This is a genomic window from Helicobacter japonicus, assembly GCF_000762845.2.
Taxonomy (GTDB): Bacteria; Campylobacterota; Campylobacteria; order Campylobacterales; family Helicobacteraceae; genus Helicobacter_C; species Helicobacter_C japonicus.
On sequence record NZ_JRMQ02000003.1, the window covers coordinates 148691 to 165893 of the forward strand.

Below are 17203 nucleotides of genomic sequence, written 5' to 3' on the forward strand. Positions count from 1 at the left end.
ATTTAGTGCGATTTTTGCTATAATCCTATTATATTTCAAAGTGTAACACATTAATAAATTAAAGGTATAACTATGGAGATTACTCATATTTTCCGCGAATATGATATTCGTGGTATTTTTGGAAAAGACCTCACACACGAGGTTGTTTTTGGCATAGGGGAGCTTCTTGGTAAATATATTATAGAATCTCACTTTCCTCCTTGCATACATATTGGATACGATGCACGCACACATTCTCCAACACTTTTTGAATGGCTTAACGAGGGCTTTATAAATGCGGGGATTAAAGTCTATGCACTTGGGCTTATTCCTACACCCATAGCGTATTTTGCAACTTTTAATACCATAGATTCTATCACTTGTCCAAATTCTGTAATGATTACAGGCTCACATAATCCCCCACAATATAATGGATTCAAAATCACTATAAATCAATCACCTTTTTATGGTGAGCAAATCCGCACACTCGGTGCAAAACTTACTCAAATCCTACCTCATATACAATCTTCCTTCTCACAGATTTTGACACAAAATCAAAGCTCAAAAATACAATATCTTAAGGCAAAAGAAGCCTACATAGATTTTCTAAGCACACATTTTGAACACCTCAAAGATTTCCCTTATCCTATTGTATATGATTGCGGTAATGGCGTGGCAGGTGTTGCATTAGCACAGATTCTAAAAAATCTTAATATTTCTTATACTCCACTCTTTTTCGAACCAGATGGCACTTTTCCAAATCACCACCCAGACCCGAGCGAAGAAAAGAATCTCATAATGCTTAAAGAAAAAATGGCACAAAAGCAGATTTCAATTGGCATTGCCTTTGATGGTGATGCTGATAGACTTGCACTTTTAACAACTCATCATAATTATAAGGGTGATGAGCTTGCTATCCTTTTTGCCAAAGAAATGAAAAAACATTTTTTAACACCTATTGTCGTAGGCGAGGTCAAATGCTCTCAAGTAATGTATGATGAAATTAATAAAATTGGCAAGGCGGTGATGTATAAAACAGGACATAGTAATCTTAAGGTTAAACTCAAAGAACTCAATGCTCATCTTGCCGCAGAGATGAGTGGGCATTTATTTTTTAATGACCGCTACTTTGGCTATGATGATGCTATTTATGCTTCTTTCCGTGCCTTAGAGCTATTTTTAGGCTATACACCCACAGAATTAGAATCTGTAATACACACCTTGCCTCGCCTTTATAGCACAGATGAAGAGAAAATCAGCACAACAGAGGAACAAAAATTTGCCCTCATCTCCGCCTTAAAAGAGGCTTTAAAAAATCCACCCAAAGACTTCCCAGTCCTCAAAGACATCATTGATATTGACGGATTACGCGTTGTATTTGAAAATGGGTGGGGACTTGTAAGAGCAAGTAATACTACACCTATGCTTGTTACGCGTTTTGAAGCCATAAGTCAAGAAGAATGTGAATCATACAAATCTCATTTGCTTCATCTCCTCAAAACCTGTCAAAAAGCACAAGGATAAGCTATGCCACAAACATTACAGCTCATAAACCCTATGGATATGCACCTGCATTTACGTGAGGGCAAACTTTTAGAATCTGTCCTGCCTTTCACTACTCAAGCCTTTAGTGCAGCAGTTGTTATGCCAAATCTTAAAATACCAATCACCACCACTGCCTTAGTTAATGACTATAAGGAGCACATTATTTCCCTTAGTAGTGCTACTTTCACACCTTTAATGACACTCTATCTCACACCAAGTCTCACGAGAGAGGAGTTGCTCCTCGCAAGAGATGCGGGGATTAGAATCCTCAAACTCTACCCAAAGGGTGCGACCACAGGAAGTGAAAATGGGGTAAAAGATATTTTATGTGAAAAAACCCTGCAAGTTTTTGCCATAGCAGAGGAGTTAGGCTTTATTCTCTCTATACACGGGGAAAGCAATGGATTCTGTATGGAGCGAGAATATGAATTTTTGCCTATTTTTGCATATATCGCCGAGCATTTTCCTAAGCTACGCATTATTATCGAACATATGAGCGATAGGCGGAGTCTTGAAATGATTGAAAAATATGAAAATCTCTATGCTACACTCACACTTCATCATATCACTTTAAATCTTGATGATGTATGTGGTGGAATGCTTAATCCCCATCTTTTTTGCAAACCTATGCTCAAGAGCAGAAAAGACCAACAAGCTCTGCTTGAAGCGGCATTAAAGGCACACCCAAAAATTAGCTTTGGCTCAGATTCTGCTCCACATTTAGAATCTGCCAAACTCAGCTCAAAAGGCGCAGCAGGGATTTTTAGCGCACCTGTGCTACTTCCAGCACTTACACAACTCTTTGAATCTCATAATGCGCTCGATTCACTGCAAAGCTTTGTGAGTGATAGGGCAATAGAGATTTATCAGCTGCAAGATTTCACGCAAAAATCAATCACGCTTGAAAAGATTCAATATAATGTGCCAGAGCGTATAGATACCCCATTAGGGGCAATCGTGCCTCTTTTTGCAGGGCAAAATCTCTCTTGGCGCATAAAAGAGTAAAAGAAATAAAAAGAGTGAAAATGCTGCAACCTCATAAAAAGGCACAATGAAAATGAACGAAAAATTCCCACTTGTAAGCATTATCACAATCGTTTATAATGACAAAAATCATATCAAAGAGACAATGGATTCTGTAATATATCAGGACTATCCTTGTATCGAATACATTATTATTGATGGCGGTAGTAATGATGGCACAAAAGAATATATAGAATCTTACATCAGCACACTCTGCGATATTACCCACAAAGATGAGGGCAGATTCTATATGGAGGCTACTCATCACACAAAAGCAAACTTTGTTTTTAAATTCCTTAGTCAAAAAGATAGTGGAATCTATGACGCAATGAACAAAGGAATCGATTTAGCCACAGGAGAATGGTGCAACTTTATGAATTGTGGAGATAGATTTTATAGCCATAGCACTATAAGAGAGCTTTTTGATAAATTGCGGGGGATAAATAACACAAACATTGGTGTTATTTATGGTGATACGCAGCTTATCTATGATAGCACACATTCTAAGATTCTCTACGCAAGTAATGCACCTCACACTTATCATCATCGCTTCATTCATCAATCTGCCTTTATCGCTACATCACTTATGAAAACCTACAAATATGACATATCTTTTAAAATCGCTGGGGATACAGACTTTTTCACTAAGGCATACAATAATGGTGCGATTTTTACATATATCCCGCTTATTATCTCAAGCTTTAGCCTACAAGGTATAAGCTCAAGCCTTTCGTGGCAAATGTTTAAAGAAGACTGCCGCATTGGTTATAAATATAATCGCTTGTTTCCAATATTGCACGCACTTAAATACATTTTTTGGGTAATTCCACGTGTATGTATCCGCAATGCTATCCCCACAAGATTCCGTAATCACGCAAGAATCTTGCTTGGCAAAAAAACAAGTTAATTTCACACAAGGAGTATTTATGTATCTTGACACATATCCAAATCCCACACTCAAATCTCAATCTAAAGCTTTCTTACGCAAATGCTACCGCAAACTTCAAGCACTCTTTGGGCAAAATGATTTTGTTCCAAGCGGGCATTTCTACTCGCCTATTGCTAATGCTAAAGAAATAGAAGAAGGCATAGCTCACCGCTCATACAACCCACTTGATTTACGCGGCATAGATTTACATCTTGAAGACCAAAAGAAACTTTTGCAAAATTTTGCTCGATTCTATGTGGAAATGCCTTTCACAGAAGAAAAACAACCACACTTACGTTATTATTTCAATAACCAAGCCTATTGCCATAGTGATGGAATCTGCCTGTATTCTATGATACGATACCTTAAACCAAAAAAAATCATAGAAGTAGGTTCTGGCTTTAGCTCTGCACTTATGCACGATGTAAGGGAATTATTTTTTGCAGCAAATGGGGGGGGGGATATAGAAAGTTTTGAAATCACACATATTGAACCTTATCCCGCCCTTTTAAAATCTCTCCTTAAACCCAATGATTTAAAGCATCTCCACCTTTTACCAACGCGTCTGCAAGAAGTTGATATAACACTTTTTCAGACTTTAGAATCTAATGATATTTTATTTATAGATTCCACACATATAAGCAAAATAAATTCTGATGTCAATGCAATCTTTTTTGAAATTCTCCCACTCCTAAAAAGTGGTGTATATATCCATTTTCACGATATATTTTACCCTTTTAGTTATCCTAACGACTGGCTTAGAGCCAAAAACTCGTGGAATGAGGCTTACATACTTCGTGCATTTTTAAGCTTTAATAACACATTTGAAATCGTATTTTTTAATACCTGCCTCAATTATCTTTATCCTGATGAGTTTGCTACTGCTCTACCATTAAGTCAAAAAAATAAAGGTGGAAGCATTTGGTTGAAAAAATTATAATTTGCAACTTCTCTATAAGTTTGTTATAATCGTGCCTTTTTAATTCTTGCCTTACAAAACAACAAAAAAGACAAATGAGGAAACAAAGTGAGTTCTATCAATGTAATTTATGGTGATACTGCTTTTAAACTTGATGCCAAACATTTTAAGACTCCAAAAAATCGGTCTAACCCAAAATATCGTATGCCTTTTTGCCACCAAAGCGTATTTGTCAAAACTTCACTTCTCAAAAAATATCATTTTGATACAAGTTTTAAAATCTGTGCTAATAATGAGTTTTTTGCTAAACTCTATTATAATCAAGGGTATAAATTCTACCAAGCACCGCTTATTGTAAGTTTCTATAATGCGTATGGGCTAATCTCTAAGTTTTTTAAAGAAGAGTTGTGCATAGGCACTGCATATAGTCGCTTATATATCCTTCCTCTAAGCGCGAAATATATCATTATACTTATAAAATACACGATTAAATCTCTCTTACCTCACAAATTTAGTCTTAAGATTCAAAGTATTTACAATGCCAAATAACCCCCTCATCTCTATCATCATTCCTACTTACAATGTAGAATCTTACATTGGGCGATGTTTGGATTCGTGCATTAATCAAACTTTGGGTGATATTGAAATTATTGTTGTTGATGATTGTGGAAGTGATAATTCTATAAAAATAGCTAAAGAATATGTCAAAAAAGATTCTAGAATCCGTATTATTCATAATGAAAGTAATCTTGGTTTATTTAGTGCGAGGATACAAGGAGAAAGGGTAGCTAAAGGAGCATATATTTTACCTTTAGATGCTGATGACTATATAAGTATTTTTACTTGCAAGATTCTCTATCGCACACTTTGTCATCTCTATACTACACCATTATATATTCCTAGACTTTTTAAAAATCTGCTCCTAAGCAATGGGGGGGGGGGATATGATAAAAAATAATCCCCTTATCTCCATTGTTGTTCCTGTATATAATGTGAGAGCATATCTTTCACGATGCTTAGAATCTTGTATCAATCAAAGCTTAAATGATATTGAAATTCTAGTGATTGATGATTGTGGGAGTGATGGTGCAATACAAATAGCTAAGGCTTATGCTAAGATTGATTCTCGTATAAAAATTATTCATAATGAAAAAAACTTAGGCACATTTGCAGCAAGAATAAAAGGTATGCAAGAAGCAAATGGTTTATATATTACTTTTCTTGATGCTGATGATTATTTAGATATAAAGGCTTGTGAAAAATCTTATCAAGCGGTTTTAGAATCTGTAAAAAAGCAAGATTCAAAAAATGTGCAAAACTTAAATCTTAAAGATTTGCATTCACAAGATCCACACAATCAAACAATAGACTTTCCTACACATATTGCATTGCAATCCTTGCAAACACCATTACAAGAAAATTTAGAATCTTTGCCTGATATAGTGTTTTTTGGTATGCGCTTTGAGCCACGCACCTTTAAACGTGTAAGTCCTCCTGTGATTACAAAAACACTTTACAATGAGGAGGTGCTTAGTGAAGTTTTCGCCCATTGTGCCACACCTCCGTGGCACATATGGGCGAAGCTTTATAAAGCTTCGCACATCGTGCGCGTGAGCGATCTTATCGTGGCACATATGGGCGAGAATCCACGCCTTACTATGGCAGAAGATGTGCTAAAAAGCTTTTGGATTTGTGCCTTAGCACACAAAAGTATAGGCATAAAGGATAAACTTTATACCTATTGTGAATCTAGCTCATCTATTACGCGCAAAATCGATTCCCGCACACGTGATAAGAAAATAGCTGATATTTCACGCGTAATAGATGAGCTAGAAAGCCTCTCACACATCACACAGCTTACAACAAACAAAGCCTTTAATCTCTGCCAGAAGCGCGCAATAGATATATTAAAGAGTGTGCGTGAGCTAGAACATCGTTATGATAGCTTTTTAGAGAATGAGGGGGGGGCAAGGTATCTCATCTCCTATCTCAAAGCTTGTGTGCGCTCCCTACTCTATCATCGCAAATGGCAAACTTATGTGAGAATGCTCCTTGCTACACTCACATTAGGCAAAATCAAGCTTTAACTTATTTTTATCAAACTCCCTACTACAAAACTAATACTCCTATTCATTTAAAAAAGCATTTCACACATTATAGTCCATTCAAAGCAAAGAGCTACAATGGCAACATATAACTCTTTTAATCCAAAACATTCTACAAAAGACATAAAAGCATCTCATACTAAGCTTTTACATCTTGCTTCTGATTCGATTCAAGGTGGAGCAGAAAGTGTTTTTCGCAACACTATTTTACAGACATTGCAGTTTAAAAATTATCATATTTTTGTCGCAAGCTGTGATAATCAAAATAATATACCCAAAGAAGTAAAAGCTTTTGTTAAACTTGATGATTGGGGGGATTATCCCAAATGGCGTGGAGCGTTTAAATATGTATTTAACTTCAAAAATTACTTTCTTTTAAAAAAGTTTCTTTTTACCCAAAAGCCTGATATTATTCACACACAAAATTACCTTTCTCGCTTAAGCCCGAGTGTGCTTTTTGCATTAAAAGCATACAAAAAACACTTTCCACATACTAAGCTTATCTATACCCAACACGGATTTGGCTCTTGTGCAAATGGAGGATTCTACAATTATGCTAAAAAGTGCATTTGTGAGGAATGTATAGGACGAATCAAGTGGCGTATTGCTTGGAAAAAATGTGATAGACGCGGGAGAATCCACTCACTTCTTAAAGCTATCCGCTCTTTGTTTTATCAAGAGGGATTTTTAAGTGAAAAAACACTTTTTGATAAAGTCATTTGTGTAGGAAAATTTCAACTTCAAAAACATAAAGAAGATGGTTGGGACATATCTAAATTGCTTCATCTTACAAATCCCATAGAAATGACATTTTATAATCCAAATGTAACTTTGCAAGATAAGCAAAACCTCATCGTATTTTATGGGAGGCTTAGTCCAGAAAAAAATGTTTCATCACTTATCACTGCTTTCGCAAACCTTATCAAATATCCACAATTTAGCAATTACAAACTCCTTATCATAGGTAATGGTGATGATGAAAAACACTGCATAGAGCTTGCTAGAGAATTGATTGAACACCCTCCTAGCCCACATTATGAATTTTTAGGAAGACGCACACCAAAGGAGATAAAAGACATACTCTCCCGTGCCAAACTCTCTGTATTACCCTCACTTTTGCAAGAAACTTTTGGGCTTACGATTGTAGAATCTATGCTTGCCTCCTGCCCCGCACTCGTGCCAGATATAAGTGAACAAAACATTACAGCTAGACATTTTGGAGGCTTTATTTTTACAGACTTAACAGATTCTTTGGTTCAAATATTAAATGAATATGACACATACTTTAATGATTTTATGCACAAAAGAGCAAAAAAACTCCCTACTCTTTTTGATAATGCTTATCTCAAAGAGCTTGTAAGAATATATGGGGGGGGGGATAATGTAGTTTATATTCTTATCCTACATAGTTTTTTCTCTCCTTTTTCCTTATCTCTTCCTTCTTTCTCTGCACTACATACCTTACCCACAAGGCAAGAGTATGCAGCCTAAAATCTCTATCATTATTCCGACTTTTAATGTAGAATTGTATATTGCACGATGTTTGCAATCTTGCATAAATCAAACGCTAAATAATATTGAAATTCTAGTGATTGATGATTGTGGGAGTGATGATTCTATAAAAATCGCACAAAAATATGTGCAAAAAGACTCTAGAATCCGTATTATTCATAATGAAAAAAACTTAGGCACATTTCACGCTCGGGCTAATGGTATCATTCACGCAATAGGTGAGTATTGTATGTTTGCCGACCCTGATGATTATTTTGAACTAAATGCCTGTGAATTTGCCTATAACACCATCGTTTCACAACAAGTGGATATGGTGCATTTTGGTATACGTTATGAGCCTAAAAGTTTCAAGCGTATTAAACCTATCGTGCATTATGGCACACTCACAGATAATACAATGCGCTTCTTTCTTAATACCACAAATAATACACAAAGCCTCTGTGATAAAATTTACAAAAGACATATCTTGCTCAAAGCCATTAAAGAATGTGCATTTTTTGAGCCACCGCTTAATATGCTCGAAGATGGTTTGCTTGTGCTTGTGGCAAGCTTAGAATCTCAAAGCTACTTTGGCATTAAACGCACTTTATATGTTTATTGTAACAATCCCGCTTCGATTACCAAAGATAAAAGTTTAGAGAATCTCCGCAAAAAACAAATCCATTTAGACAAACTGCTTCATATTACCTCACATCTACTCGCCATCTACCCGCAATATCACACTATCATTGAAAAATATCGGCACAAAGTCGCCTCCACTCTTATGATAGAAAATAGAGATTTTAGCTCGTTTGAAATGTATGAATCCCTGCAGATTTTGCACAAACACAACTTGAATAAAATCTATGATATTCCCCCATATCTTAAAAGCACTCTCCTCTCCCTTAGCTACGCTTTTAGGTGGCAAAACCTTGTGCGACTGCTTGGCTTTATTTGCAGCTTTGGAAAACTTAAGCTATAAACTCAACTTAGCATTTAAAAGGTGCTAAAAAATCCCCTTGATTAAATAAAAAAATGCTATAATTATGTCCCAACTTACACAAAGGAATCCTATGTCAGCATTTCTACAAACTATAGAACTTTATAAACAAGCAGGTTATGAGATAAAAACTTCACTCAACCCTATGCATTTTTCCCACAATCAAGAATTTATAAGAGATTTTGGCACATATTTCCCCTTTACTTTTTTTATCGAGAAAGATAAACATATAGAATTGCGCACGGGGGGGGGGGATAAGCAATAATGAAGTCTTTATGTTTGAAACCCTTGCAAATGTGGAACATAATATTCACAATATTTTTATCATTGGCAATGCCTTTGGATATAGTGCGGTTATTCTCTCACTCCTTTTTCCCAATGCAAAAGTTGTCTGTATAGATGCAGGGATTGACGGAGCGGATAATATGCTAGGAATTAACCTCACAAATACTATTGCCAAATCACATAATCTCAATATTTCTGTAGAATTTGGTTTTAGCCCAAAAGACACTAAAACAATTATTCAAAAACATTTTAATACTCCTCTTAATCTTGTATTTATAGATGGCTTACATACTAATGAACAACTTTTACTTGATTTTGAAGAAACACAGAAATACTGCAATCAAGATACAATATGGGTTATGCACGATGTAATCAATTATCATATGCAAGATTCATTTGAAAAAATTAAAAAAACACTAGCAAACACACATATTACAAAACTCCTCTATCGAACACAATCAGGTATAGGTTTTGCTGCACCAGCACACAATCATAATGTTCTTAATGTTTTAGAAGCTTTTAGTGAAAACGATGCACTCATAGCCCACCTTTCACAAATAGCAAAAGGTTATCAAGACCCATTAAGGATAATAAAAAAGCTTATTCCGAGACCAATTAAAACCTTCATAAAGGCTTATTTACGATGATAGCAATAGGATTTTATATCAAATGGGATAAATTCTCACTCACAAACAAAGGTAATGTCGTAGGTGATGAACTTTTAGCAGAATCTTTAGCAAAAGCCATAAATCAACAATACCCACATATACAAGCTCAAACATATGCGCCAAATTTTCTTCCTACACAACCCCTTGATGCAATGATATATCTTAATGAAGTAGAGGAGATTCTTCCCATAGCACGTAAGAATATTTTTTATTTTCAAAATGGATTCCCTGATACCCAAAGTCATTTTCCCACAGAATATATCCATAATTTTGATGCCCTCTTTTGTTTTTCTCAAAAAATGCTTGATGAATATGCCCACAAAATTTCCATTCCCTACATTTATGTGCCTTTTGGTGTAGATACAGACTTGTTTTTCCCGAGAGAAGAGATTCTGCCACAATCACCTCAATATGCGCAAGCCCAACACTATAAATGTGATGTCGCATATATAGGTAATGATATTAAGGGAGAGGAGGCTACAATGCGCTACCTCTATCCTGCATTAAACTTTGATTTTGGCTTATTTGGTAATTGGCACATTCCACGTTCACGCTTTAAATTATGGAAAAATTTTAAAAAACTTTCTCCTTATCAAAAGCCATTTGAACGCATTTCTCGAGGCAAAATACCACAAGAGTGGGTGCCATATCTGTATAGTAATACAAAAATTAATCTCAACTGCACTATGCAAAGCTGCATAGAATGGGATGTTATCACATTGCGAACACTAGAGGTACTCGCCTGCAAAGGATTTCTTATAAGTGATAAGGTGCCAAGTGCGACTACTATTCTTAAAGATTGTCTTGTATTTACAGAGGGTGGTAACGATTTAATAGAAAAAATCCGCTATTATTTAGACAATCAAAATAAAGCACGAAAAATCGCCCAAAAAGGCTATGAATATGTAACACAACATTGCACAATAAATCAACGCGCAAATGATATAATAAACTTTTTACAAAAGGATGTTTTATGAAAGTAATCTTTGTCAATGCCCCTCATATCAAAAATCCAAATGCGAATGCAGTAAATAACTTTACAGTCACCACAAGCTTATTGGATAAATTAAGAACTCCACATACTTATAAAAATATGCTGGGGGGGGGGCGAATGTATAATTATCTCACTCGCCTTTTTCCTCGTTTCTATAATGGCACACGTTATGGCGTAAGAGCTGGGTCGCGATGGCCTTGGAGTATGGAGCGTCCTCACGGAGGACCTCCATATCCTTTTTTTCTTGGATATGCTGCAAGCTATCTACAAAGCTTTGGGTATGAAGTTAATCTTTTAGATGCCATAGCTGAAGAAACTTATGATTATCAAGCTTTTCTACAAGAAGTAAAGCAAGAAAATGCTGATATTGTAGTAATAGAATGTTCAACCCCAACAATAGATATAGACACTTGGTTTGCTGCACAAGTCTCTCGTTTTAGTGCTGTAGCTTTAAGTGGACCTCATCTTAATGACCAAACAATCAAAGAGATTCAAGATACATATCCTCAAATCTCTTACTATCTTAAAGGAGAATATATACTCAGCACCCTCAAAATGGTGCGTGATTTTGAATCTAATATAAAAAGTGGTATCTATGAAAGTGAAGTAGTAAAAGATCTCGATAGCATTCCCTTTCCTTTTAGAGACTATAAAAGTGCTACAAAATATTATGACCCAACTATGCCTACTCCTCGACCACAACTTCAAATTTATGCTTCAAAAGGCTGTCCTTTTAAATGCACCTTTTGCTCATGGCCCCAAAATATGTATTTTGGTAATGTAGCTCAAAGATCTCCTGAAAAAATTGCAGAAGAAATCAAACAATCGGTGCAAACATATGGTTATAAAAGCATATTTTTTGATGATGATACCTTTAATATCGGGGAAGAGAGGATATCGAAACTTTGTGATTATCTAGCAGAAATTGGCTTACCTTGGACTATGATGGGGAGACTTGATTGTTCAAGTAGAGAGCTTTATGACAAAATGGTTGCAAGTGGCTGTGTGGGGATGCGCTTTGGAATAGAGACCTTTAATCAAGATGTGCTTAAAAACATACAAAAGGGTATAGAGCGTAAAGACTTCCGCTATACATTAGAATATCTTAGCACCAAATATCCACAATTAATGATTCACCTCACTATGATGCGTGATATGCCCGGACAAACAGAAGAAATGCATAATATTGATATGCAGATTTTATCTCATATGGGTTATACGCCTAATGGCAAAATGCGCAATTATCAACTAAGTAAATGTGTGCCTTTTCCCGGTACACAGATGTATAAAGACTTTATGCAAAAAAATAATACAGACACTATGAATCAATATGCAAAATATGATGGTGGGACAGATACCATTGTTAAAGAATTGCAATGAAAATAGCAATTATTGGGGCTTCTAGCTTCATAGGATTTAGGCTTTTTTCACATTTAAAACAATATTATGAAGTAAAAGGCACATATTTTCAACATAAAAAAGCTCAAGAAATGATATACCTTGATATATCACAGAAAAATAATGTGCAAACCTTTATAGAACAATATAAGCCTGATACCATTTTATGGGTTGCAGGTGATAAGAATCTTGCACTCACGGAAAAAGATTTATCTTATGCTAGAACCATTAACACCTCTCCCATAATCTATCTTCTTGAAAGTATAAAGAGACTAAAATCATATTACCCAAAAATTATCTTTTTTTCGACAGATTATGTCTTTGATGGCATAAAGGGTAATTATCGCCATAATGATATACCAAACCCACAGACAAACTATGGTAAAAGCAACGAAGAGGCAGAAAGGTTATTGCAAAACCAATATCCACACTCTCTCATCATAAGGACATCTGCAGTAATGGGAAAGGGAGGCACTTTTTTTGACTTCCTTCTCTCTAGTATATGCTCAAAAGATACTCTTGAACTTTATGACGACACGATTTTTACTCCTACACCCATTTCTCTACTCATAGAACATACCTCTGCGCTTTTACATACTTCTTATTGTGGGATATTACATATTTGTGGTTCATCTGCTTATACGCGTTATGGATTCGGTATAATGATACGAGAGATTCTAGCAAAAAGAGATAAAAAACTTGCAACACTTGTCCCTGTGCATTCTACACAAAATAATCAACGACTCTTTTTTGCAAATCTTTCGCTCATCTGCTCGCTTCCATTTGATAATTATGAAAGGGAGATTTTCATATGATTACATTTATTCATCCATACTTCACACAAAATGATACAAGAGGAGGAATAATTGGGCTATGCAATACCTTTTGCTTTGAAGAAATTAATTTTATCACTTCACATAAAAATGTTGTGCGAGGGGGTCATTACCATAGATACACAAAAGAAATGTTCATTATTTTAGAGGGTAAAATTAAAATCACTCTTTTTCATTATCATAATCCACATCTTACGCAAGAGTATATCGTTACACCCCTACAATGTTTTTACATAGAGCCTTTTGTTGTTCATACCTTTGAAACACTTGAAGATTCTAAATGGCTTAATGCCCTAAGCAAAAAAATGGATACGATTGATAAAGACTTTCATACAGATATCCAATCCTAAACTTATTAAGAATAATATTTTTCTATCTTAACACAATCCAAAATATTCTTTGCAAAGTTATTTTCACTCTACAACCAAACCTTAAGATGTTTTACCCTATAATCGCATTTTATTTTACTTAAGGATATATGCGTGAAAATTTTGCAACTTGGCAAATTCTATCCACCTGATATGGGAGGTATAGAACGTGCTATGGGCGATATAGTCGAAGGTATGAATGAGCGGGGTGTAATTTGCGATGTGCTTTGTTCAAATTCTAGGGCAAAATTCTCCCTTGATATAACACACTCACGAGCAAGAATATATCGCACCAAAAGCTTTGGTAAAATTGCACGCACTTCCATTACACCACAAATGATATTTTTCTTGCGTAACTTTATCTCTGCTTATAATATTATTCATATACATTTGCCTGACCCTATGGCAAATCTCGCACTTTTTTGCACAAATTTAGATTCAAAAATTGTTATTCTCCATTGGCACGCAGATATTACCAAGCAAAAATATCTACTTCAGTTTTATAAACCACTGCAAACTTGGCTACTTAAACGCGCAGATGCAATCATTACTACTTCTCCTAAATATCTTGCTCAATCGCCTTTCCTACAAGAGTATAAGGCAAAATGCCACACTATCCCACTTGGAATCCAAACCCCAAAAACTACAAAACGCAAAACTCTAGGGAAGCAAATCACACTTTTTGCTCTTGGACGATTTGTAGAATATAAAGGCTTTGAGTATGCTATTAGAGCATTAGCATTTTTAGGAGAAAATTTTGTACTTATGCTTGGGGGTAGCGGAGAGCTAGATACTCATCTTAAAAATCTTGTCAAAACACTCAATCTACAAGCAAAAGTGCTGTTCTTAGGACATATAGATTTTGAAAACACCCATAAATACTATGAGAAAGCAGATATTTTCCTCCTGCCATCAATTAGCAAAAACGAATCTTTTGGAATCGTGCAAATTGAAGCGATGGCGCATAGTGTGCCTGTAGTATCTTGTGCTATTAAAGGCTCAGGTGTTGATTGGGTCAATCAACATAACTATAGCGGAATTGTTGTGCCACCAAAAGACCCAAAAGCTATAGCTCAAGCAGTGCAGACCATCGCTAACAATTATGATTTTTTTGCCATCAATGCTAAAATGCACTTTCAACAGTATTTTAAAGTTGAAACCATGATAGATACACTTTATAGTCTCTACACAAAAACCATATGTAATGCACGGGGGGGGGGGATAGACTATGTTTTTGTCAAGCAATATCCCACATATCCCCCTCAATCCTTACCCCTAGCCACCTATTCCACACAACATCATCTTTCTTCTCAAAAGGTGGCTTATGCCGCCTAGAATCTCACTTATCACAACCGCCTTTAACGCGCAAAGAACTATCGCACATACACTAGATTCTGTTCTGTTACAAAAATACAGCGATTTTGAACATATCATCATTGATGCAAAAAGTAGCGACAAAACGCTTGAGATTATAGAATCCTATCACCCACTCTATGAACAAAAGGGCATAGCTTTACGCACAGTGAGCCAAAGAGATAAGGGCATTTATGATGGTATGAATAAAGGCTTAGCATACGCAAAAGGTGAGATTGTAGGATTCTTAAATGCTGATGATTTTTTTGCTTCAAATGATGTACTTAGTTTTGTAGCGTGGGGATTTGACAAGCCAGATAGTGTAAAAATCGTGTATGCCAATATTGCTTATATCAACGCACATAACAAGCCTTTGCGCTATCTTAAAGGCAAACCTTTCACGCGTATTGGCTTTCTCTGCGGCATTCACCCACCACACCCGAGCTTTTATGCTAAAAAATGTGTGTATGAAGAATATGGTAACTTTAATTTAGACTTTAGTATTGCAGCAGATTATGAAATTATGTTGCGCTTTTTATACAAATACAATCTTAAAAGTTTCTATATTGATAAATGCTTTGTGAAAATGTATGCCGGCGGGACATCGAATGCTTCGCTTAAAAATATCATCACAGCAAATATGCAATGTGCCAAGGCGTGGAGACATAATCAACTAAGCAAATTACCATTTTTTATACTGCTTAAACCTCTTAACAAGATTAAAGATAGAGTGCTAATGCGCTTTAGAAGCAATGGGGGGGGGGGCAGAGATAAAATAAGATTCTATATTTTTATAGAATCTTATAACTTCCATTCCCCACGCTATTCCTACCCTCCTATCAATAAAAATCCCACACCCCAAAGGCTCTGCTATGCCTAAGGTGCAAGAATCTAAAACATTAAAATTCTGCCTACTCGGTCAATGCGATTGTCCTAATCCTAGTGCGATTAGTAGAGATGAAATTGCTTTATGGGAAAAGCAGGGTATTATCACATATTTAGGGGAAACAGATGATGTGCGTCCATTTATAGAATCTGCCTCTTGCGTAGTGTTGCCAAGTTTTTACAAAGAGGGTATTCCTCGTGTATTACTTGAAGCAATGAGTATGGGAAAGCCTATTATTACCACAAACACCTCTGGCTGCAAAGAATGTATAGTCCCGCCTTTGAAAGCATATAAAAATCTGCTTATTGGACAAAATGGTATCCTTATCCCACCTAAAGATGCAGAATCTCTAAGTCTTGCTCTATCTCTCCTCACTCCGAGAAAACTCATGCAAATGGGTGCAAAAGCTAGAGAGTTTGTAGTAAATCGCTTTTGCATTACTCGTGTGATTAACTACTACACTTCACATATCTATTCATTACTGCAGTCTCACAAAACAAATCCTATTCAAACTAAAAGCCCCAATACAAACCCTATTTTAGCCTTTGTCAGCAATACTTGCTTTAGTATGTATAATTTTCGTCTAAAAGTCCTGCAATCCTTGAAAAAAAGTGGCTTTACTATTCACATCATTGCTCCTTTTGACTCCAGCACTCCAAAACTCCAAGAAGAAGGGTTTTTTATGCATCATTTATATATTGATTCTCGCTCACTCAATCCTTTCAAAGACCTACGCACCATTGCTATGCTCTATAAACTCTTTAAGCAAATAAGCCCAGCTCTTGTATTTAACTACACAATAAAACCAGCAATTTATTCTTCAAGTGTGTGCAATCTCCTCAAAATCCCAAATATTGCCATTATCACAGGGCTTGGATATGTGTTTATTAACGATAAAGGAGATACAAGTAGCTTGAAAAAAACAATCTTGCGCTTTATTGTGTGTAAAATGTATCAATTTGCACTCAAAAATACGCAAGAAGTGTGGTTTTTAAATAATGATGATAAACAAGAATTTTTGCACTATAAACTTATCACTCAAGCCAAAGCATTTTTGCTTGATAGCGAGGGGGTAGATACAGAATATTTTAGCCCAAAATTTTGCAAAAATAGACAATCCATAAAACGAAGGCAAGATGATGAAATAATTTTTTTGCTGATTGCTAGAATGCTATGGGATAAAGGCGTAGGAGAGTTTGTGCAAGCCGCTCAAATGCTGCAAGATTCTATAAAAACACAAGATTCTTATAGCAACAATGGGGGGGGGGGTATAATAAAACTTAGATTTTATTTGCTTGGCAAATGCGATTGTCCTAATCCTAGTGCGATTAGTAGAGATGAAATTGCTTTATGGGAAAAGCAGGGTATTATCACATATTTAGGGGAAACAGATGATGTGCGTCCATTTATAGAATCTGCCTCTTGCGT

The 17203-nt window shown here is 35.8% G+C and carries 17 protein-coding genes and 1 pseudogene; all 18 read left to right on the top strand.

The window, feature by feature from the left end:
* Positions 1-72 precede the first annotated feature (72 nt).
* Positions 73-1503, top strand: a complete 1431-nt coding sequence (locus LS65_RS03925) for a phosphomannomutase/phosphoglucomutase (RefSeq protein WP_034361596.1) — start codon at positions 73-75, stop codon at positions 1501-1503.
* A 3-nt stretch (positions 1504-1506) separates the two neighbouring features.
* Entirely contained in the window at positions 1507-2529 is a 1023-nt protein-coding gene (pyrC, locus tag LS65_RS03930) for a dihydroorotase (protein WP_034361595.1), read from the top strand.
* A 52-nt stretch (positions 2530-2581) separates the two neighbouring features.
* Positions 2582-3454 (top strand): glycosyltransferase family 2 protein, encoded by an 873-nt coding sequence (locus LS65_RS03935; protein ID WP_034361593.1) that lies wholly within the window; start codon positions 2582-2584, stop codon positions 3452-3454.
* Positions 3455-3473: 19 nt separating this feature from the next.
* The gene (locus tag LS65_RS10110; protein WP_034361592.1) at positions 3474-4415 is read left to right on the top strand and encodes a class I SAM-dependent methyltransferase; all 942 of its coding nucleotides are present in this window, start codon (positions 3474-3476) and stop codon (positions 4413-4415) included.
* An 87-nt stretch (positions 4416-4502) separates the two neighbouring features.
* A complete protein-coding gene (locus LS65_RS03945) occupies positions 4503-4943 on the top strand; it encodes a glycosyltransferase family protein (protein WP_034361590.1) in 441 nt (146 codons plus the stop codon).
* Positions 4933-5244: pseudogene (locus LS65_RS03950) on the top strand (glycosyltransferase family 2 protein); the annotation flags it as partial. The gene LS65_RS03945 and the pseudogene LS65_RS03950, both read left to right, overlap by 11 nt.
* A gap of 94 nt (positions 5245-5338) precedes the next feature.
* On the top strand, positions 5339-6481 hold the full coding sequence (locus tag LS65_RS03955) for a glycosyltransferase family 2 protein (protein WP_201274317.1): 1143 nt from the start codon (positions 5339-5341) through the stop codon (positions 6479-6481).
* Positions 6482-6577: 96 nt separating this feature from the next.
* Positions 6578-7990, top strand: a complete 1413-nt coding sequence (locus tag LS65_RS03960; protein WP_034360540.1) for a glycosyltransferase family 4 protein — start codon at positions 6578-6580, stop codon at positions 7988-7990.
* Positions 7980-8972: a glycosyltransferase family 2 protein gene (locus LS65_RS03965; RefSeq protein ID WP_138129757.1), complete on the top strand. Its 993-nt coding sequence runs from the start codon at positions 7980-7982 to the stop codon at positions 8970-8972. The genes LS65_RS03960 and LS65_RS03965 overlap by 11 nt, the downstream gene beginning before the upstream one ends.
* 91 nt (positions 8973-9063) lie before the next feature.
* Positions 9064-9255, top strand: a complete 192-nt coding sequence (locus LS65_RS03970; RefSeq protein ID WP_034361586.1) for a hypothetical protein — start codon at positions 9064-9066, stop codon at positions 9253-9255.
* Between the two features lie 10 nt (positions 9256-9265).
* Positions 9266-9922, top strand: a complete 657-nt coding sequence (locus LS65_RS03975; protein WP_034361584.1) for a class I SAM-dependent methyltransferase — start codon at positions 9266-9268, stop codon at positions 9920-9922.
* Positions 9919-10920, top strand: coding sequence for a glycosyltransferase family protein (locus LS65_RS03980; RefSeq protein WP_034361582.1), 1002 nt, complete (start codon positions 9919-9921; stop codon positions 10918-10920). The genes LS65_RS03975 and LS65_RS03980 overlap by 4 nt, the downstream gene beginning before the upstream one ends.
* Entirely contained in the window at positions 10917-12317 is a 1401-nt protein-coding gene (locus LS65_RS03985; protein WP_034361580.1) for a B12-binding domain-containing radical SAM protein, read from the top strand. The genes LS65_RS03980 and LS65_RS03985 overlap by 4 nt, the downstream gene beginning before the upstream one ends.
* The gene (locus LS65_RS03990) at positions 12314-13150 is read left to right on the top strand and encodes an SDR family oxidoreductase (RefSeq protein WP_034361578.1); all 837 of its coding nucleotides are present in this window, start codon (positions 12314-12316) and stop codon (positions 13148-13150) included. Before LS65_RS03985 ends, LS65_RS03990 begins: the two co-directional genes overlap by 4 nt.
* Positions 13147-13518, top strand: a complete 372-nt coding sequence (locus tag LS65_RS03995) for a polysaccharide biosynthesis C-terminal domain-containing protein (RefSeq protein WP_034361576.1) — start codon at positions 13147-13149, stop codon at positions 13516-13518. Before LS65_RS03990 ends, LS65_RS03995 begins: the two co-directional genes overlap by 4 nt.
* Before the next feature lie 132 nt (positions 13519-13650).
* Positions 13651-14871, top strand: coding sequence for a glycosyltransferase (locus LS65_RS04000; protein WP_138129758.1), 1221 nt, complete (start codon positions 13651-13653; stop codon positions 14869-14871).
* The gene (locus tag LS65_RS04005; RefSeq protein WP_052061059.1) at positions 14861-15769 is read left to right on the top strand and encodes a glycosyltransferase family 2 protein; all 909 of its coding nucleotides are present in this window, start codon (positions 14861-14863) and stop codon (positions 15767-15769) included. Before LS65_RS04000 ends, LS65_RS04005 begins: the two co-directional genes overlap by 11 nt.
* Positions 15762-17203: glycosyltransferase (locus LS65_RS10410; RefSeq protein WP_138129759.1), on the top strand; the 1442-nt coding region annotated here is incomplete at its 3' end. The genes LS65_RS04005 and LS65_RS10410, both read left to right, overlap by 8 nt.

Excerpts from the sequence above, each read along its gene's own strand:
- LS65_RS03925 (WP_034361596.1), top strand. The coding sequence starts at position 73 with ATGGAGATTACTCATATTTTCCGCGAATATGATATTCGTGGTATTTTT.
- pyrC (WP_034361595.1), top strand. The coding sequence starts at position 1,507 with ATGCCACAAACATTACAGCTCATAAACCCTATGGATATGCACCTGCAT.
- LS65_RS03935 (WP_034361593.1), top strand. The coding sequence starts at position 2,582 with ATGAACGAAAAATTCCCACTTGTAAGCATTATCACAATCGTTTATAAT.
- LS65_RS10110 (WP_034361592.1), top strand. The coding sequence starts at position 3,474 with ATGTATCTTGACACATATCCAAATCCCACACTCAAATCTCAATCTAAA.
- LS65_RS03955 (WP_201274317.1), top strand. The coding sequence starts at position 5,339 with ATGATAAAAAATAATCCCCTTATCTCCATTGTTGTTCCTGTATATAAT.
- LS65_RS03960 (WP_034360540.1), top strand. The coding sequence starts at position 6,578 with ATGGCAACATATAACTCTTTTAATCCAAAACATTCTACAAAAGACATA.
- LS65_RS03965 (WP_138129757.1), top strand. The coding sequence starts at position 7,980 with ATGCAGCCTAAAATCTCTATCATTATTCCGACTTTTAATGTAGAATTG.
- LS65_RS03970 (WP_034361586.1), top strand. The coding sequence starts at position 9,064 with ATGTCAGCATTTCTACAAACTATAGAACTTTATAAACAAGCAGGTTAT.
- LS65_RS03975 (WP_034361584.1), top strand. The coding sequence starts at position 9,266 with ATGTTTGAAACCCTTGCAAATGTGGAACATAATATTCACAATATTTTT.
- LS65_RS03980 (WP_034361582.1), top strand. The coding sequence starts at position 9,919 with ATGATAGCAATAGGATTTTATATCAAATGGGATAAATTCTCACTCACA.
- LS65_RS03985 (WP_034361580.1), top strand. The coding sequence starts at position 10,917 with ATGAAAGTAATCTTTGTCAATGCCCCTCATATCAAAAATCCAAATGCG.
- LS65_RS03990 (WP_034361578.1), top strand. The coding sequence starts at position 12,314 with ATGAAAATAGCAATTATTGGGGCTTCTAGCTTCATAGGATTTAGGCTT.
- LS65_RS03995 (WP_034361576.1), top strand. The coding sequence starts at position 13,147 with ATGATTACATTTATTCATCCATACTTCACACAAAATGATACAAGAGGA.
- LS65_RS04005 (WP_052061059.1), top strand. The coding sequence starts at position 14,861 with ATGCCGCCTAGAATCTCACTTATCACAACCGCCTTTAACGCGCAAAGA.